Source organism: Asanoa iriomotensis (genome assembly GCF_016862515.1).
GTDB lineage: Bacteria > Actinomycetota > Actinomycetes > Mycobacteriales > Micromonosporaceae > Asanoa > Asanoa iriomotensis.
The window spans coordinates 22,710-40,997 of the sequence record NZ_BONC01000019.1; the positions used below are offsets into that span (position 1 = coordinate 22,710).

At 72.8% G+C, this 18,288-nt stretch carries 17 protein-coding genes; 16 read left to right on the top strand and 1 reads right to left on the bottom strand.

All coding sequences use genetic code 11. The features are described 5' to 3' along the window. The first annotated feature begins 260 nt into the window (after window positions 1–260). The 11 genes from Air01nite_RS15445 to Air01nite_RS15495 all read left to right on the top strand — a co-directional run bounded on the left by Air01nite_RS15445 (window position 261) and on the right by Air01nite_RS15495 (window position 12,654). The gene (locus Air01nite_RS15445; protein ID WP_203703027.1) at window positions 261–1,523 is read left to right on the top strand and encodes a hypothetical protein; all 1,263 of its coding nucleotides are present in this window, start codon (window positions 261–263) and stop codon (window positions 1,521–1,523) included. A 618-nt stretch (window positions 1,524–2,141) separates the two neighbouring features. Continuing rightward, entirely contained in the window at window positions 2,142–2,774 is a 633-nt protein-coding gene (locus tag Air01nite_RS41585; RefSeq protein WP_203703028.1) for a hypothetical protein, read from the top strand. A gap of 776 nt (window positions 2,775–3,550) precedes the next feature. Further along, entirely contained in the window at window positions 3,551–4,444 is an 894-nt protein-coding gene (locus Air01nite_RS15455; protein WP_239090739.1) for a hypothetical protein, read from the top strand. A gap of 68 nt (window positions 4,445–4,512) precedes the next feature. Further along, window positions 4,513–4,977, top strand: a complete 465-nt coding sequence (locus Air01nite_RS15460) for a DUF948 domain-containing protein (RefSeq protein WP_203703029.1) — start codon at window positions 4,513–4,515, stop codon at window positions 4,975–4,977. A 34-nt stretch (window positions 4,978–5,011) separates the two neighbouring features. After that, the gene (locus Air01nite_RS15465; protein WP_203703030.1) at window positions 5,012–5,329 is read left to right on the top strand and encodes a hypothetical protein; all 318 of its coding nucleotides are present in this window, start codon (window positions 5,012–5,014) and stop codon (window positions 5,327–5,329) included. 27 nt (window positions 5,330–5,356) lie between these two features. Further along, window positions 5,357–8,038 (top strand): alanine--tRNA ligase, encoded by a 2,682-nt coding sequence (gene alaS, locus Air01nite_RS15470; protein ID WP_203703032.1) that lies wholly within the window; start codon window positions 5,357–5,359, stop codon window positions 8,036–8,038. A 4-nt stretch (window positions 8,039–8,042) separates the two neighbouring features. Further along, the gene (gene ruvX / locus Air01nite_RS15475) at window positions 8,043–8,501 is read left to right on the top strand and encodes a Holliday junction resolvase RuvX (protein WP_203703125.1); all 459 of its coding nucleotides are present in this window, start codon (window positions 8,043–8,045) and stop codon (window positions 8,499–8,501) included. Further along, window positions 8,498–9,709, top strand: a complete 1,212-nt coding sequence (mltG, locus tag Air01nite_RS15480) for an endolytic transglycosylase MltG (protein ID WP_239090731.1) — start codon at window positions 8,498–8,500, stop codon at window positions 9,707–9,709. The genes ruvX and mltG overlap by 4 nt, the downstream gene beginning before the upstream one ends. Next, a complete protein-coding gene (locus Air01nite_RS15485; RefSeq protein ID WP_203703034.1) occupies window positions 9,706–10,515 on the top strand; it encodes a shikimate dehydrogenase in 810 nt (269 codons plus the stop codon). Before mltG ends, Air01nite_RS15485 begins: the two co-directional genes overlap by 4 nt. A gap of 454 nt (window positions 10,516–10,969) precedes the next feature. After that, window positions 10,970–12,148, top strand: coding sequence for a chorismate synthase (aroC, locus tag Air01nite_RS15490; protein WP_203703035.1), 1,179 nt, complete (start codon window positions 10,970–10,972; stop codon window positions 12,146–12,148). Then, on the top strand, window positions 12,145–12,654 hold the full coding sequence (locus Air01nite_RS15495; RefSeq protein WP_203703037.1) for a shikimate kinase: 510 nt from the start codon (window positions 12,145–12,147) through the stop codon (window positions 12,652–12,654). Before aroC ends, Air01nite_RS15495 begins: the two co-directional genes overlap by 4 nt. On the opposite strand, the gene Air01nite_RS15500 is transcribed toward Air01nite_RS15495, so the two are convergent. Next, window positions 12,644–13,321, bottom strand: a complete 678-nt coding sequence (locus tag Air01nite_RS15500; RefSeq protein ID WP_203703039.1) for an alpha/beta fold hydrolase — start codon at window positions 13,319–13,321, stop codon at window positions 12,644–12,646. The genes Air01nite_RS15495 and Air01nite_RS15500 overlap by 11 nt on opposite strands. A gap of 56 nt (window positions 13,322–13,377) precedes the next feature. On the opposite strand from Air01nite_RS15500, the gene Air01nite_RS15505 reads away from it, so the two are divergent. The 5 genes from Air01nite_RS15505 to aroB all read left to right on the top strand — a co-directional run bounded on the left by Air01nite_RS15505 (window position 13,378) and on the right by aroB (window position 18,175). Then, window positions 13,378–14,334: a helix-turn-helix transcriptional regulator gene (locus Air01nite_RS15505; RefSeq protein ID WP_203703040.1), complete on the top strand. Its 957-nt coding sequence runs from the start codon at window positions 13,378–13,380 to the stop codon at window positions 14,332–14,334. Window positions 14,335–14,478: 144 nt separating this feature from the next. Continuing rightward, window positions 14,479–15,432, top strand: coding sequence for an AAA family ATPase (locus Air01nite_RS15510; RefSeq protein WP_203703042.1), 954 nt, complete (start codon window positions 14,479–14,481; stop codon window positions 15,430–15,432). Between the two features lie 33 nt (window positions 15,433–15,465). After that, entirely contained in the window at window positions 15,466–15,948 is a 483-nt protein-coding gene (locus tag Air01nite_RS15515; protein ID WP_203703043.1) for a DinB family protein, read from the top strand. Continuing rightward, on the top strand, window positions 15,949–17,106 hold the full coding sequence (locus Air01nite_RS15520; RefSeq protein WP_203703044.1) for a hypothetical protein: 1,158 nt from the start codon (window positions 15,949–15,951) through the stop codon (window positions 17,104–17,106). Then, window positions 17,099–18,175: a 3-dehydroquinate synthase gene (gene aroB, locus Air01nite_RS15525; RefSeq protein ID WP_203703046.1), complete on the top strand. Its 1,077-nt coding sequence runs from the start codon at window positions 17,099–17,101 to the stop codon at window positions 18,173–18,175. The genes Air01nite_RS15520 and aroB overlap by 8 nt, the downstream gene beginning before the upstream one ends. Window positions 18,176–18,288 lie beyond the last annotated feature (113 nt).

Consider the following 18,288-nt stretch of genomic DNA (forward strand, 5'->3'; position numbering starts at 1 on the left):
CCGCGGTGAGGACCTCGGCTGGTTGGCCGACCTGCGCACAGCCAAGGAAGAACGCGCGGACATCGGTCCGGGCGGCGATGGCGCGGCGCCACCGCCTCCACCGCCAGCGGCTCCCGGGCCCGACGGGCCGGCGTTCGGTGGCGGTCCGGCCGCGGCCGCCGGCAACCAGCCGCCGGGGCGTGGTGCCGCACCAGGCGGGCCGGCACGATTCGGCGGCGAAGGATCCCGGCGCGGCGAGCCCGCCGGTGAGCCTCCACAACATGGACAGTTCGGTGGCGACGGTGCCGAGCCCGGCGCACCGGGACGGCCCGGGCGGGGACGTCCGGCCGACGGCGGGCGCGGCCCGGGCGGTGCACCCGGCGAGCCGCCGGCCCGCTTCGGTGGTCCGCCGGCGGGCGGGCCGCCCGTCACCCCCGGCGGCGTGCCCGCGAACGGACCACGCGGTGCGGCCGGACCTGTGCCACCCGGCGGCCCGCGTGGCGGTGCCGTGCCAGAGCCACCCGGCGGAGCCCGCGGTGGCGCCGCGGTGCCACCCGGTGGCCCGCGTGGCGGTGCCGCGCCAGAGCCACCCGCCGGAGCCCGCGGTGGCGCCGCGGTGCCACCCGGTGGCCCGCGCGGCGGTGCCGCGCCCGGCGACCCCGCCGGGCGACCACAGCGAGGTGGACCGGCCGGGCGGCCCCAGGACGCGACGGGCCAGTTCGGTCCGGCCGGCCCGGGCATGCCGCCCGGCGATCCGGCTGGGCGGCCGCCACGGCGCGGCGGCCCGGCAGACCGGGCCGAGGATGCGACCGGGCAGTTCGGCGCGGGCCGTCCGGGCATGCCGCCTGGCGACCCGGCCGGGCGACCACGGCGGGGTGGCCCGGCCGAGCGGCCCGAGGACGGGACGGGGCAGTTCGGTCCGGCCGGCCCGGGCATGCCGCCCGGCGATCCGGCTGGACGACCGCGGCGTGGCGGACCGGCTGACCGGGCCGAGGGCGCGACGGGACAGTTCGGTTCAGGCCCGGCTGTGCCGTCCGGCGATCCGGCGGGACGCCCGCCACGGCGGGGTGGCCCGGCAGGTCGGGCCCCGGATGCGACAGGGCAGTTCGGTGCGGGCCAGCCGGGTATGCCGCCTGGTGACCAGGCTGGGCGCTCACGGCGGGGTGCTCCGGGCGATCGGGCCGACGAGGGGACCGGGCAGTTCGCTGCGGGTCGTCGTCCCGCTGCGCCAGGTGGTCAGGAGACCACCGGGCAGTGGGCCACGCGCGACCAGCGTCCCGAAGCTACTGGCGGGCTGCCCGCCGCTCCTGTTTCCGGCCCGCGTGGCCGGGGAGGGTCGGCGCGCAGCCGGTTCTCGGCGCCGCCGGACCAACAGCCGACCAACGTGCCGCAGTCCGGCAACGCGCCGCAGGTGCCGTCCGCCGCGCCGGGTGAGCCCGGCCCGGGCTGGCGCGGTGGGCGCGGCCCGGGCGGGCCCGGTGGTGCGCCCGCTGCCGAACCACCGCAGAGCCGGCGTGACGCAGAGCCCGCCACCGGTGCGGTGACGCCGCCGAACGGCGGTGGCCGCCGACGGGCGCCCGAGCCTGATGCGGAGCCCGCGGGCACGCAGACGTCCGAGTGGGCACGCCGTGAGCAGGGCCGCCCACCCGTCGCCGGTGCGCCGACCTCGGGCGCCGGGCCGGCTCGCAACCGGTTCGCGGGCGGCGCCGGCACGCCGGCACCCGCGCAGCGGGAGGACACGTCGGGCTGGAGCACGACCGGAGCCGTGCCGCCCGTCCGCGGTGGCGGACCGACGGCGACCGGCGGGATGCCGCCCGTGATCGCGCCACCGGTGGTGCCCGGGCGCGATGCCGGGCCGCCACGCCAGGGTCGCCGGGCCGCACCCGAGGCGCCGGCGAACGGCCCCGAGAGCTTCGGCGACCGTCCGGGTCGCGGCAGTGCCGCGGCGCCGGGGCAGCCCGCCGAGGGCGCAGCCGGCCGACCGGGCCGCGGAGGCGTGCCGGGTCAGGAAGTCCCGCCGCGCGACGGTGCGCCCGGGCGTCCGGACGCGTTCGGCGGCCGCGGCCGACCCAATGGCGTCGCGGAGGGCGGCGCCGCCATTCCCGCGCAGGCTGAGGGCTACGGCGGGCGTCGCCGTGCCGGTGGCCCGGACGAGCCGGGCGATGGCGCTGCAGGCCAGATATCGGACGGTCGTGGACGGCGGGGCGCCCGCGGCGGTTTCCCGGCCACCGACGAGGCTGCGGCTATGCCTGGCCGGCCGGATGGCGGCCGTAGGCGGCCCGGTGGTCCAGATCCAGATCTGCCGCCCGGCGAGGGCCCTCCGGGGTCGGGCCAGGCGTTGGCCGGCCGGCCCGGTGGTCCGGCCGGTCGTGGTGTTCCAGGCGCTATGCCAGATGGTCGCGGGCCTGGCGGCCGGAGCGGACCTGACGGCCTTGGCGGACCTGGCGGCGGACCGGGCGGGCGCGGCGGCCCCGACGGACCTGGCGGCGGCGGACCGGGCGGGCGCGGCGGCCCCGACGGACCTGGCGGCGGCGCACCCGGCCGGCGCGGCGGACCCGGCGGCCCTGGCGGTAGCGGCGGGCCCGGCGACACCGGTGGCATTGGCGGACGGGGCAGTCGCGGCATACCCGACCAGGACGCGCCCGGCGACGGCACGGGCACCACGCGAGCGGCGGGCGCGCGTAGTCGCTTCCGCGGCGACGCGGCGGACGCGGACCTCGCGGGCCGCCGAGCCGCAGGCGGACCGGACACCGGCACTGCTCCGGGCGGGCGCCACGGCACCGCCGACGAGGTGACGGGGGCGGCGTCAGGTGGCGTGCCACGCCAAGGCGGAGGCGCGGACCGACCAGGTCGACACGGCGGTTCTGCCGGCGACCCGCTCAACAGCACCGGCGACGTGACGGGCAGCGGGCGCCGGAGACGGGCCTCGGACAGCGACACCGGTGGGCTCGGCGCCAGGGGTCGGTTCAGCGACGGCGACCGCGCCGGACGGGCGCCCGACGCGCCAGGCGGCAGGCGAGCCGCACCGGACGACCCGCAGGGCCCCGTCTCAGGACCACCGGACGCCACGGCCGGACCTTCGCGCTTGCGCGTACCCGGCGGTCTCGAACGACCCACCGCGGACGGACCCGCACCGGCCGGACCCGGCAGCCCGAATGGGCCAAGCACTCCGAGCGGCCGCGGCGGACCGGCCGGCAGCGCGGCGGTGCGCCCGCCGCGCGGACCCGACCAGCCCGGCCCCGGCGGTCCGGGCGGACCACCCGGACGCGGCGCGCGCCCACCCGGCCGCGGCGGCCCGGACGCGACCGGCACCGTCCGCCCGCCGGCCGCACCGCCGGCCGGCCCGGCCGGCATGCCCACCGGACCAGGAGCGGGACCAGGCCCTCAGCCACCAGCCGCACGCGGCGCGAGCCGCCCAGGCGGCCGCGCACCGGACGCCGCCACCGGCACCGCCCGCCCCCCGACGGGCCCCAACCAGCCGGGCCCCGGCGGCCTCGGCACACAAGGGGGCCCCGGACCGGGACCATCGGGACCGCCCGGGCAAGCCCCGGGCACCCGCGGCCGCGCCGGCGTGCCAGGACCAGGCGACCTGCCGGGCCCGGACGCGCCGCCCGCCAGCGGCACCGTCGTCATGCCCCCGGTCAGGGCAGCCGCGACCCCGGCCGCAGGCGTAGCCCGCCCGCCGGCCGCACCCCCGGACCAGCCGGGCCCGGTCGACGGCACAGGACCGGTCCGGCGCTCGGCCTCGGTCCCGGTCAACCCCGAGGCCAGCCAACCCATCGCCGGGGCGCCAGCCGCGCCGAATGCCGACACCGCGACGAAGCGGGGCATGGTCACCCCGGCCCAACTCCGCGAACAGATGCGTGAGCCGAGAAACGTCCGCCTGGGCGTGCTCGTACTCGGCATCCTGCTCGTTCTCGTCGCTCTTCCGATCTACTCCTGGTCCAAGGCCGAGTCGCGCGACCCCGTCTTCGTCTCGCTCGACAGCCTCGGCGTGCCCGACTGGGCCAACACCGAACCCCAGGACCAGACCGACGGCAACCGCTGGTGTCTCGAGGAGTGCCGCTTCCGGGAGCGCACCACCCACTCGAGCCAGGGGCCGGAGGAAACCGCTAAGGCGTACCACGATGCCTTGGTCGCGGATGGCTGGCAGAGTTGGAAGCCGGCCAAGTGCCCCGAGAGCAAGGTCGACGGCAGCTACACCTGCTGGACGCGGGACGAGCTGACCATGGATCTCTGGGTACGCGCCCCGGCCTGCGGCAACGTGCCCATCGGCGTCGAACCGGCGCCCGGCGCCACCGCGGCTCCGCCGGCCCTGGATCCGGAGGACTGCAAGGGTTCCGACGTGTCCATCAAGGTCCGCAACGCGATCGCCGACGAGCGCACCGGACCACAGCCCGCGACCGACCCGGGACAGGTCGGCGAGACACCTTTCGGGTTGCCGCCGACGGCCGCACCGTCCTGAGCCGAGCAGCGTTACGGACGGTAGGGTCTGCACGTTGGCGCACGGGGTACGTCGTGGAGGAGGTTCGGGTGGACGGTGGAGAAGTCGCGTGGCTCGTCGTGGCGGGCGCGTTCCTGATGCTGGTGCTGGTGCTCGCTGTGCCGATCCTGCGACTCCGTAAGACGATCGACGCGGCCACCAACGCGATCAACGATCTCAACGACCGCACAGCGCCGATCCTGGCCAACGCGAACACCACGATCGAGGGCGTCAACGTGGCGCTGAGCCAGGTGCACACCTCCCTCGACGGCGTCAACATCCAGCTCGCCAAGATCGACACGATGACCGGCCACGCCCAGAACGTGACCGCCAACGTCGCCAACCTCGCCACTGTGGTCTCGGCAGCCGCGGCCAACCCGCTGGTCAAGGTCGCCGCTTTCGGGTACGGCGTGCGCAAGGCCACCGCCGCCCGCCGCAACGCGGAGGAGGAGCGAGAGGTGCGCACCACCCTCAAGCAGCAGCGCCGCGCCGCGAAGCGGGCCACCACCCGCTGACCCGACCCGCGCGCGGCGAGGAAGGATAGGACCCATGAAGCGGTTGCTCTGGCTCGGCGTCGGCCTCGCGGTGGGCGCCCTGGTCGTGCGCAAGCTGACCCAGAAGGCCAACGAGTTCACCCCGGCCGGCATCGCCGGTTCGGTGAGCCAGTCCGCCGGCGGCCTCGTCGAGTCGGTCCGCGCCTTCGTCGACGACGTACGCGTCAACATGGCGGAGCGCGAACAGCAGATCCACGAGGCGTTCGCCAACGGCGAGACCTTCCACGACGAGTTCGAGGACCTGCGGGGTGACGACCTCGAGGTCGAGTTCGACGAGCCGATCAACGGCCCACGACAGCGCCACAACTCCTAAGCCACCACAAACCGGGGAAGGCACCTGATGAAGACGGCGGAGATCAAGCGGCGGTTCCTCGCGCACTTCGAGGCCAACGGCCATGCCGTGGTCCCGAGCGCCCCGCTGCCCGCCATCGACGACCCGAACCTGCTGTTCATCAACGCCGGCATGGTGCAGTTCGTGCCCTACTTCCTGGGCCAGCGCACCCCGCCGTGGGAGCGGGCGACGAGCGTCCAGAAGTGCATCCGCACGCCGGACATCGACGAGGTCGGCAAGACCAGCCGGCACGGCACGTTCTTCCAGATGAACGGCAACTTCTCGTTCGGCGACTACTTCAAGGCCGGCGCGATCCCGCTGGCCTGGGAGCTGGCCACCAAGCCGGTCGGTGAGGGCGGGTTCGGGCTCGACCCGGAGCGCATCTGGGCCACGGTCTACCTCGACGACGACGAGGCGATCGAGATCTGGAAGCAGACCGGCATCCCGGCCGAGCGGCTGGTCCGCCGGGGCAAGAAGGACAACTACTGGTCGATGGGCATCCCGGGCCCGGCCGGCCCGTGCTCGGAGCTCTACTACGACCGCGGTCCCGCCTACGGCCCCGACGGCGGCCCCGAGGTCGACGAGGACCGCTTCCTCGAGTTCTGGAATCTCGTGTTCATGCAGCACGAGATCACGAACGTGAAGAGCAAGGAGGTCTTCGACGTCGTCGGGGAGCTCCCGGCCAAGAACATCGACACCGGCATGGGCCTCGAGCGGATCGCGTCCCTGCTGCAGGGCGTCGACAACCTCTACGAGATCGACGAGGTCAAGCCGATCCTCGACCGGGCGGCCGAGCTGACCGGCAAGCGCTACGGCGCCGGCACCAGCCACGTCGCGGCCGAGTCGCACCCCGACGACGTGCGGCTGCGGGTGATCGCCGACCACGTGCGCACCTCGCTGATGCTGATCGGCGACGGCGTGACCCCGTCCAACGAGGGCCGCGGCTACGTGCTCCGGCGGATCATGCGCCGGGCGATCCGGTCGATGCGGCTGCTCGGCTGGCAGGAGCGCTCGCTGCCGGAGCTGCTGCCGATCGCCCGGGACTGCATGGCGCCCTCCTACCCGGAGCTGGCCGAGGACTTCGGCCGGATCGCCGACTACGCGTACGCGGAGGAGGAGGCGTTTCTGTCGACGCTGCGCGCCGGCACGACGATCCTGGACACGGCGGTCACGGAGACCAAGGAGGCCGGTGGCACGACGCTCTCCGGCGACAAGGCCTTCCAGCTCCACGACACGTACGGTTTCCCGATCGACCTGACTCTGGAGATCGCAGCCGAGCAGGGGCTGCAGGTCGACGCCGACGGCTTCCGCCGGCTGATGGCCGAGCAGCGCTCCCGCGCCAAGGCCGACGCCCAGGCGCGCAAGACCGGCCACGTCGACCTGTCCGCGTACCGCGCGGTGCTCGACGCGGGCGGCCCGGTCGAGTTCACCGGGTACGCCGAGGTCAACCGCGAGTCGCGGGTCCGCGCCCTGCTCGACGGGGGCGGCGGCGCGCTGGAGGTGGCCGGCGAGGGCGACACCATCGAGCTGGTCCTCGACGCGACCCCGTTCTACGCCGAGGGCGGTGGCCAGCAGCCCGACCTGGGTCTGATCACGGTCGGCGGCGGCCAGGTCGAGGTGTTCGACGTGCAGTCGCCCGTGCCAGGGCTGATCGTGCACCGCGCCAAGGTCGTCCGTGGCGAGCTGCGGGCCGGCGAGGCCGGCTTCGCGGAGATCGACGTCGCGCGGCGCAAGGCGATCTCGCGCTCGCACACCGCGACCCACCTGGTGCACCAGACGATGCGCAACTTCCTGGGCGAGTCGGCGACCCAGGCGGGCTCGCTCAACGCACCGGGCCGGCTGCGGTTCGACTTCAACACCCCGGCGGCCGTCCCGCCGAGCGTGCTCAACGACGTCGAGCAGCAGATCAACGAGGTGCTGCTCGGCGACCTCGAGGTGCACGCCTTCATCACCTCGCAGGCCGAAGCCCGCCGGCTCGGCGCCATGGCGCTGTTCGGCGAGAAGTACGGCGACGAGGTGCGGGTCGTCGAGGTCGGCGACTACGCCCGCGAGCTGTGCGGCGGCACCCACGTGGCCCGGTCCGGGCAGCTCGGCCTGGTCAAGATCCTGTCGGAGGCGTCGATCGGTTCCGGCGTACGCCGGGTCGAGGCGCTGGTCGGCATCGACGCGTTCCAGCACCTCGCCCGCGAGCACCTGCTGGTGGCCCGGCTCGCCGAGCTCTACCGGGTGCCGGGCGAGCAGGTCGCCGAGCGCGTCGCGCAGACGATCAGCCAGCTCCGCGACGCGGAGAAGGAGCTCGAGAAGCTCCGCGGCCAGCTCGTCCTGGGCGGCGCTGCGGCGCTGGCGGCCGGTGCGGTCGACATCCGCGGCGTCGCGTTCGTGGGCACCGAGGCGCCCGAGGGTGCCGGCGGCAACGATGTGCGTACCCTCGCGCAAGAGATCCGCGGCAAGATCGACCAGGCGCGGCCCGCGGTCGTCGCGGTGGCGGCGCGGTCGGGCGGCAAGGCTTCTCTGGTCGTGGCGACCAACGGTGCCGCCAAGTCGCGGGGCCTGTCGGCGGCAGATCTGGTCAAGGGCGCGCTCTCCGGGCGCGGCGGCGGCAACGCCGACCTGGCCCAGGGTGGCGGCGTGCCGGCTTCAGAGGCCGTTAACCTCCTGGCCGCCGTCGAGAAAGCTATTGACGGAGCGTGACGCGCTGAGCGCTTTTCGCCGGGGTGTACGACTCGGTGTCGATGTGGGTAACGTGCGTGTCGGGGTCGCCCAAAGCGACCCCGACGGCATTCTCGCCACGCCGCTGGTGACGTTGCGTCGTGACATGGATGCCGGAGAAGACGCTATTCCTGCAGATATCGCCGAACTTGCGCGACTTGTCGAGGAGCACGCGATCATCGAGGTGGTGGTCGGTCTGCCCGTCACGCTGGGTGGCAAGGACGGACCTGCGGCGACCGGTGCCAGGGCTTATGCTCACCGCCTGGCGACGGTCATCGATCCGGTCCCCGTGCGGCTGGCGGACGAGCGGCTGTCGACGGTCGTGGCGACCCGTAGGCTGGCCGAGCGTGGCGTGCGGGGAAAGCGGCAACGTGCGGTGGTCGACCAGGCGGCCGCGGTGGAGATACTGCAGGGCTGGCTGGACGCGCAGCGGAGGCGAACGTGACGATCGACGATCTTGACCTCGCGTTCGAGGACAGGGCCGACAAAGGCCGACATCGACGCGGCTACCGCAAGGCGGCGGCGAGCGGCAAGAAACCGAAGCGCAAGGGCAACGGCGGCAAGACCGCCATAGCGTTCTTCATGGCGCTGATCCTGCTGGGTGGCCTCGGCGCCGGAGCCTGGTACGGCTTCGACCGGATCCAGGGCTACTTCACCACCCCGGACTACGACGGCGCGGGCACCGCCGAGAAGGTCAACGTCGAGGTCAAGCAGGCACAGACCGCGACCGACATCGCGAACACCCTGGTCCAGGTCGATGTCGTGAAGAGCGCGAAGGCCTTCGTCGACGCGGCCGACGCGGACGTCCGCAGCAAGAACATCCAGCCCGGCGTCTACGGCCTCAACAAGCAGATGAGTGCCAAGTCCGCGCTCGCCATCCTCGTCGACCCGAAAAACAAGATCGTCAACGGCGTGACGATCCCCGAGGGCCTGACCATGCTCTCCACCTTCAAACGCCTGTCCGAGCAGACCAAGATTCCCGTCAAGGACTTCCAGGCCGCGGCGAAGAACGTCGACAGCTTCGACATCCCGCCTTACTGGTTCGAACGACGCGACGGCAAGAAGGTGACGAAGTCGCTCGAGGGCTTCCTCTTCCCGGACACGTACGAGATGCCGCCGAAGCCCACGGCCAAGCAGGTCCTCGACCTCATGGTCAACCGCTTCCTGACCGTGACCGGCGACCTCAAGTTCGCGGACGGCGTCCAGAAGAACCGCGGCGGGATCTCGCCCTACGAGGCCCTGATCGTCGCGTCCCTGGCCCAGGCCGAGGCAGGCAACAAGGACGACCTGGGCAAGATCGCGCGGGTCGCCTACAACCGGGTGTACGTCAAGGACATGCCGCTGCAGTTCGACGTCACGCTGAACTACGGCCTCGAGGTCGCCGGCAAGCGGACCAAGGCGTCCAAGGACATGACGCAGTCGGACTACGCGGACGAGACCAACAAATACAACACCCACCTCTTCAAGGGCCTGACACCGACGCCGATCGACAACCCGGGCAAGCAGGCGCTCGAGGGCGCGATGGACCCGCCGGCCGGCGGCTGGTTGTTCTTCGTGGCGATCGACGCACAGGGCCACTCGGCCTTCGCGGAGACGGACGCACAACACGAGGCCAACAAGGTCAAGGCACGCGAGGCCGGGATCATCAATTGACGCGTGCGGCAGTCCTGGGCAGGCCCATCGCCCACTCGTTGTCCCCGGTGATCCACAACGCGGGCTACGCGGCCCTGGGCCTGACAGACTGGTCGTACACCGCGATCGAATGCGACGAGGCCGGCCTGTCGGCCTTCGTCGCGGGCCTGGGCCCGGAGTGGGCGGGCCTGTCGCTGACGATGCCGCTGAAAGAGGTGGCGCTGTCGGTCGCGACGTCGGTGGCTCCGGTGGCAGCGACGGTCGGCGCGGCCAACACCCTCGTCCGCCGCCCGGACGGCTGGCACGCCACGAACACCGACGTCGAGGGCATGATCGCCCTGTTGTCTGGCGCGGGCGTGACCGCGGGCGCCCGCTTCACGGTCCTGGGCGCGGGCGGCACGGCCCGCGCGGCCGTGGCCGCCGCCGCACACCTGGCCGCAGACTCGCTGACGGTCGTCGCCCGCCGCCAGTTGGCGATAGAGGAACTGGCGGCCGCGGCCGCGGACTTCAACCTCCCACTGCGACCCACCCTGTGGCCGGACGCCTTGACCACCCTCGACGCCGACGTAGTCATCTCGACGGTCCCGAAGGGCATCGCGGACCCACTGGCGATCAACGCCGGCTGGCACCCGACGACGATCGTCTTCGACGCCCTCTACGACCCGTGGCCAACACCGCTAGCCGAGTCTGCTGCGCGCGCCGGCTGCCGCATCCTCTCGGGCCTGGATCTCCTGCTGGCCCAGGCCTTGGGCCAGTTCCGCCTCTTCACGGGCGCCGAACCCCCGGTCGAAGCCATGCGCGACGCCTTGTCCGCGGCCCGTTCCTGAAGATTCGGGCTCGGGTCCGCCTGGGTCCGGACCGGTGCTCCGCCAGACGCCCGCTTCGCGATGTGTTCCGGTCGATGCCACGACCGGTTACCCACCTTGGTCAGGGTCTGGCAGTCGCTTGCTCGCGCTTTAGGGCAGGAGCGGCCAGCGCTTCGGCGGTGATCGTGTGCAGTAGGTCAAGTCCGCGCCGGGGTGCTCGATGATCGAGTGCACTCGGTCGGTAGAGCTGCCGGTGTGTCGCGCAGACCGGCCGCACGTGATCATCGGCATGGGCCGGACACAAACTGATCAGGCGCACACGATCACGGCCAGCGGGTCGGGCTTGGTCGTGCCGGACGGCTGGCCGCCCGCACCGCGCGGCTGCGTGTAGGAGGCGCCGGCCCCGCGGAGTCCGGGTTTTGGGACCGGGTGCCCGGATGCTGGTGGTCGCCGGCCCGCGTGTCAGACTTGGGCCGTGTTGCGCTGGTTGACCGCAGGGGAATCGCATGGGCCGGCGTTGGTGGCGGTGCTCGAAGGGGTGCCGGCCGGCGTCGAGGTGACCAGTGCCGAGATTGGGCGGCAGCTCGGTCGGCGGCGGCTCGGGTATGGGCGTGGTGCGCGCATGTCCTTTGAGCAGGACGTTGTCGAGATTCTTGGTGGTGTGCGGCACGGCGTGACCCTGGGTAGCCCCGTTGCGGTCAAGGTGGGCAACTCCGAGTGGCCCAAATGGGAGACCGTCATGGCGGCCGATCCCGTTGATCCTGAGCTGTTGGCCAAGCAGGCCCGCAACGCCCCGTTGACCCGGCCGCGGCCGGGGCATGCCGACCTCGCGGGCATGCAGAAGTACGGCTACACCGACGCCCGGCCGATTCTCGAGCGGGCCAGTGCGCGGGAGACCGCGGCGCGGGTCGCCGTCGGCACTGTGGCGCGGGAGCTGGTGCGGCAGGCGCTCGGCATCGAGATCGTGTCGCATGTCGTCGAGCTCGGGAGCGTCGCCGCCAAACCCGGGCTTCATCCGCGGCCCGAGGATGCCGAGCGGATCGATGCCGATCCTCTCCGGTGTCTTGATCCTGACGCCAGTGCGCGGATGGTGGCCGAGGTCGACGCCGCCAAGAAGGACGCGGACACGTTGGGTGGCATCGTCGAGGTGCTCGCCTACGGCGTGCCGCCGGGGCTCGGCAGCCACGTCCAGTGGGACCGCAAGCTCGACGCCCGGCTGGCCACCGCGTTGATGTCGATCCAGGCCATCAAGGGTGTGGAGATCGGCGACGCCTGGAACCAGGCGCGGTCGCGTGGCTCCAGCGCGCACGACGAGATCATCCCGACCGCCAACGGGGTCAAGCGGGTCACCGACCGGGCCGGCGGCCTGGAGGGTGGGATCACGACCGGCGAGCCTTTGCGGGTACGCGCCGCGATGAAGCCGATCTCCTCGCTCAACCGGGCACTGTCCACGGTGGACGTGGCGACCGGCGAGCCCGCCACCGCCATCAACCAGCGGTCCGATGTGGCCGCGGTGCCGGCCGCCGCGATCGTGGCCGAGTCCATGGTCGCGTTGGTGCTCGCCGAAGCCGCCACCGAGAAGTTCGGCGGCGACTCCGTGGTGGAGATCCGCCGCAACCTCGCCGGCTACCTCGACAACCTGGTGATCCGGTGACCGGGCAGCCGCGGGCCATCCTGGTCGGCGCGCCCGGCGCCGGCAAGACCAGCACCGGGCAGGCGTTGGCCGCGCGGCTCGGCGTGCCCTTCCGCGACACCGACGCCGACATCGAGGCGACCGCCGGCAAGCCGATCCCCGAGATCTTCGTCGACGAGGGCGAGCAGCACTTCCGCGCCCTCGAACGTGCCGCCGTGGCGGCCGCGGTCGGTGACTTCGACGGTGTGCTCGCCCTCGGCGGTGGCGCGATCATGGCCGAGGAGAACCGCGCCGCGCTCGCCGGGCACCAGGTCGTGCATCTGGTGGTGAGCCTCGGCGAGGCGGTCAAGCGGGTCGGGCTCCACTCGGGGCGCCCGCTGCTGGAGATCAACCCGCGGGCGACCTTGAAGTTCCTCCTCGACCAGCGGATCCCGCTCTACGAGTCGGTCGCGACGCTCACGGTCGAGACCGACGGGCGCTCGCCGGACGAGGTGGCCGAGGAGATCGCCGCGCTGCTCAAGCCCTGAGCAGCTCGGCCAGCCCTGCCGGCTCCGACAGCATCGGCCAGTGGCCCGTGGGCAGCGACCGGATCACCATGTCGTCGTCGACCGCCGCGAAGAACGGGTGGCCGGCGGCGCGCATCGCCGCGATCTGCTCCAGCGAGAACGTGCAGGCGATCATCGAGGCCGGCGGTGTGAGGGTGCCCCCGCGGCGCAGCGGTTGGGCGACCGACCCGAACGGGTGAGTCGTCGCCCGCTTCCTCAGCAGCGCCAGATCCTCCTCGTCGAGGCCCGCCAGCAGCACCGGATCCGACGCCTGGTCCCAGGGGCGCGACGGCACCGGATCGGTCGACTCCGGCGGTGGGCCCATGTCGAGCTGGCGGGTGCCGTCGGGGAGCGGACCACTGTCCACATAGATCACGCGTGACACCGGGATGCGCGCGGCGGCCGCCGTCACCGGCAATCCGGCGTAGCTGTGTCCAACCAGGACGACGTTGTCGTGTCCGCGCGCCGCGGCGATGATGTCGGCGACGTGCTGCTCCAGGTCGGCGTCGCCCTCGCCGACCCGCTCGCCCACGCCGGCCAGCGTCACGGTGACGGCCTTGTCGCCGGCGGCGCGAAGCCGCTCGGCCACGCCGTCCCACACCCAACCGCCGAGCCACATGCCCGGCACCAGAACGAAGGTCTCTGTCATGGCTGGAGCGTAAAGTGGCATCCGGACACTATCGGTCCGGATAAGGAGAGTGACGGGTGTCACATCCGGCTTCCCGGGTGCTGGGCATGCTCGAGCTCCTGCAGACCCACCACCACCTGACCGGCGCCGACCTCGGCGCCCGGCTCGGCGTCGACGAGCGGACGGTCCGCCGCTATGCCACGACACTCGCGGACCTCGGGATCCCGGTGGCCGCCGCCCGGGGTCGCTACGGCGGCTACCGGCTGAGCCCCGGCTACAAGCTGCCGCCGCTGATGCTCACCGACGACGAGGCCGCCGCGGTCGTGCTGGGGCTGATCGCGGCCGAGCACCTCGGGCTGACCACCGAGGCCCCGGCGACCGGGCCGACGCTCGCGAAGATCCGTCGGGTCCTGCCGACGAACCTGGCCGAGCGCCTGGCGGGCGTACAAGAGAGCCTTGGTTTCACGATCGATCGGAGTGCGACCGCGGCGCGGCCGGCGACCACGACGCTGCTGGCGCTCGGCGCCGCCGCCCGGGCCACCCGGCGGGTGACCATCACCTACCGGTCCTGGCAGGGTGCCGTCTCGTTGCGCGAGGTCGACCCTTATGGACTGGTCTTCCACGCCGGACGGTGGTACCTGACCGGGTTCGACCACAAGCGCGCCGAGATCCGCACCTTCCGGCTCGACCGGATCGCCGCTGTCGACACCGGCGAGGAGACGTTCGTCGTGCCGGAGGGGTTCGACGCGGTCGGGCACGTCACCCGTTCGTTGGCCGGGGTGCCCTACACGTGGGAGGTCGAGGTGCTGTTCGAGGCCGAGGTCGGCCAGGTGCGTCGCCGGGTGCCCGCGACTGTCGCGGAAATCACCGAGACCGGTGACGGCGTCCTGATGCGTACGCGGGCGCAAAGCCTGCCTGGAGTGGCACAGATGTTGGCCGGATTCGGGTGGCCGTTCACGATCGTGTCCCCCGTGGAGCTGCGGGAGGCGGTGCGGGAGCACGCGGAGCGACTGATCCAGCACGCGGCGCGGTGAATCTCCACAGAGGACTACCTTGGCGGGCTTGGGATCGAGCAAACGGGCGATCGGCCGCTGCTAGGGCGGGTGTTAAAATCTTTTGAGATTGGCGTAAACCGGGTGTGTCCGACAAATCGGGCAATTCTCTGAGGATCGAGGCGCATGGGCAACCAGCGGTCCATCACTGTCAACGGTGACCTGGGAAGTGGCAAGAGCACCGTCTCGGTAGGGCTTTCGGAGCGCCTGCACCTGCGCCGGATCAGCGTCGGCGATCTCTACCGTGAGATGGCCCGCGAGCGGGGGATGACCGCCCTGCAGCTCAACCTGCACGCGGAGCTCGACGACGTGATCGACGGGACCGTCGACTCGATGCAGCGCGAGATCGCCGAATCGGGTCAGCGGGTCATCATGGACAGCCGCCTGGCCTGGTTCTTCTTCACCGAGGGCTTCAAGATTCACCTGATCACCGACCCGACCGTGGCGGCCCGCCGGGTGCTCGGGCGGCCGGCCAACGAGGTCGAGAACTACGCCACGCTGGAAGAGGCCAAGGACCAGCTGCGCAGCCGCAGCGAGAGCGAGCGCCAGCGGTTCCTCACCCGGTACCACGCCGACAAGCACGCGCTGCGCAACTACGACCTGGTGCTGGACACCACCCGGGCCCGGCCCGAGGAGGTCGTCGAGATGGCGGTCGCCGCGGTCGAGGGCCGACTGGGCGCCGAGATCCTCGCCGGCAGCCCGCCGCTGCTGCTGCTCGACCCCGCGCGCATCTACCCGACGGGTGACATCGGCGCGCTGCGCGGGATGTCCGACGACGACGCCGCCGGGCTCGCGGGGCCGGACGCTCTCGAGCCGATCTCCATCGGGTACGCGGACTCGCGGTTCTTCGTCGTCGACGGTCACCGCCGGCTGAGCGCGGCGCTGCGGGCGGGGTTCCGGCTGGTCGCGGGCACGCTGCTGGCACAGGACAACGACCCGGTGGTCGGCGGGCTGACGGCCCGCGAGTTCTTCGCCTCGACGGTGACGATGAGCAAGGTGTACGACTGGCAGGAAGCGCACGGCACCGAGCTGGAGATGCCGGCACACGCCCTGGGCGACCCGGCGCCGGCGCACAACTGATTCCTGTCGTACGCGACATCTAAGGTGCTTGGCATGACTGAGCGTGCCGACCTGCTGGCCTCCCTGCAGCGTCACCGTGGGTTCTTGCTGTTCACCGTGCGCGGGCTGAGCGACGAACAGGCGCGCCTGACCCCGACCGCGAGCGCGCTGTGCCTGGGCGGGCTGCTACGCCACGTCGCCACGACCGAGCGCAGCTGGTGCGCGTTCGCGGCCGGCGGCGCCGAGGGCATGTCGCAGGTCGAGGTCGACTGGGCGACCGGTTTCGCCATGCCCGCGGGCGCGACGCTGGCCGACATGATCGCCGACTTCGAGGCGGCCGGGGCCGACACAGACGCGCTGGTGGAGAAGCTCGACCTCGACGCGGCACACGAGCTACCCAAGGCGCCCTGGTTCGAGCCGGGCGCCTCCTGGTCGGTCCGCCGCGTGTTCCTGCACCTGATCGCCGAGATCTCCCAGCACGCGGGCCACGCCGACATCATCCGCGAGACCATCGACGGCCAGAAGACCATGGGCTGAGTGGAGCGCGAGGTCTTCGCGGCGCGGTTCGCGGCTGCCGCCGAGCGGGCCCGTGCGGTGGCTCGACCAATGGTCATCGAGGAGCTGCCTGAGCCGTTGACCTTCCGTCTGCGGCTCAACCAGTCCTATGACGTCGGTCCGCCACGGGTCGGCGAGGTGCGCTTTCCGGAGGACGGCTCTCCCGATCGTGCGGCGGCGCTGCACCGGTGTGACGCCGACACGGTCGTCGCCGAGCTGTGGCGGGCCGGCCGGGTGCCGGAGTGGGTCAACCTGGCCGTCGTCAGCGAAGACGGCGGGTCGACGGTGGTGGAGGTGCTGTCCTGCGGTCGGTTCAGGCCGGACGACGCCGTGCTGCACGTGCTCAGTCCGGTGTTGCCGCCGGAGCGTGACGGCCGGCCGTTCAGCATCCATCAACGCTTCGAGTGCTGGGACCAGGCCGACGTCGACCAGTTGGCCGACGTCGGCGATCAGGTGTGGTCGCTCGACGTCGTGGGCGGCTCGCTGCCAGGCCTGCCCGACCTGCCCAACCTCGAGATCCTCGCGCACCATGCGGGCGTGCGTTCCCTGGCCGGCTTCGGCCGGTTCCCACGGTTGCGCCTCCTGCGGCTCGCTGCGGCGGACGAGTTCGTCGTGGACGCCACGGGCGGTCCGGTGCCCGCGCTCACCAACCTCCGGATCACCAATCTGCCTGACCGGCCATGGGGCCACGAGTCCCTGGCCGACCTCGCACCGACGCTGGCCGAGCTGGACCTGCACGGCGTTGCGACGCTCTGGCTGGGGCCGTTCGCGCCGTCGATCCGCAGGATCACCCTGGCCGCCGCCACCGTTGCCGGGCCGGTCGCCTTTAAGCCCGGTCTCGACAGCCTGGCCATCCATCTCGACGGGGCGACCGACGCCGAGCTCGCCGCGCTCCTCGCCGGCGTGGTGCGGCCCGACTCGCTGAGTCTGCGCGGCACACGCCTGTGCGACGAGACCCTGGCCGCCGCCGCGCGCTGCGAGCCGCGCCGCCTCGACCTGGTCGGCACGGGCGTCGACGCGGCGACGCTGGAGCGATTCAGGGCTGTGCACCCCGGACTCGTCGCCTATCCACGGTCGGCGGGCGAGCGGACGACGACCGGCGCCGGCTACGACGCGTATATGCTCGGCGCCGATGACTGAGATCACCCGCATTCCGGTCGGTGGTGAGCAGGCCTACGACGTGGTCGTCGGGCGCGGGCTCACCGACCAGATCGCCGCGCTGTTGCCAGGCGCCGATCGGGTCGCCGTGCTCGCCTCCGCGCCGCTGACGGCGCGCGCCGACGACGTCTCGGCCGCGTTGGCCGCTGACGGGCGCGTCGTGACGCGCATCGAGCTTCCGGACGCGGAAAGCGGCAAGACGATCGAGACCGCCGCCGCGTGCTGGGACCGGCTCGGTGCGGCCGGGTTCACCCGATCCGACGCGGTGGTGGCGGTGGGCGGCGGTGCCGCGACCGACCTCGGTGGATACGTCGCCGCGGCGTGGCTGCGCGGCGTGCGCTGGGTGCCGGTGCCGACATCGCTGCTCGGCATGGTCGACGCGGCGGTCGGCGGCAAGACCGGCATCAACACCGCGGCGGGCAAGAACCTGGTCGGCGCATTCCACCCGCCGGCGGGGGTGCTCTGCGATCTGGACACGCTCGACTCGCTGCCGCCCGCGGACCTGACCGCCGGCCTGGCCGAGGTGGTCAAGTGCGGCTTCATCGCGGAGCCGGCGATCCTCGACCTGATCGAGCGGGATCCGCGTCTGGCCGCGGACCCGGCGGGCCCTGCGGTGCGTACTCTCATCGAGCTCGCGATCCGGGTGAAGGCCGACGTGGTCGGCGGCGACCTCAAGGAGTCGGGCCGGCGCGAGATCCTGAACTACGGGCACACCCTGGCGCACGCGATCGAGAAGGTCGAGCACTACACCTGGCGGCACGGCGACGCGGTCGCGGTCGGGCTGGTCTACGCGGCCGAGCTCAGCCACCGCGCCGGCCGCCTGGACGCCGCCACCACGGCCCGGCACCGCACGATCCTGACGGAGCTGGGCCTGCCGACGACCTACGCCGCCGAGGCGTGGCCGGACCTGCTGGCCACGATGCGCGTCGACAAGAAGGCCCGCGGCTCGCGCCTGCGCTTCATCGTCCTGGACTCCCTGGCCGAGACGGACGTCCTCGACGGCCCGACCGACGACCTGCTCGCGGACGCCTTCACCGCCGTCGCTGCCTGATCAGGGAGCGGGACCGCAATCGCGCGCCTTGGTCGTGCGGGGCGAAAGGACCTGGGTGGCGATGGTCCGAGTAAGAGCGCGGGCTTCCTCATCGCCGCTTCGGTGTTTGCTGG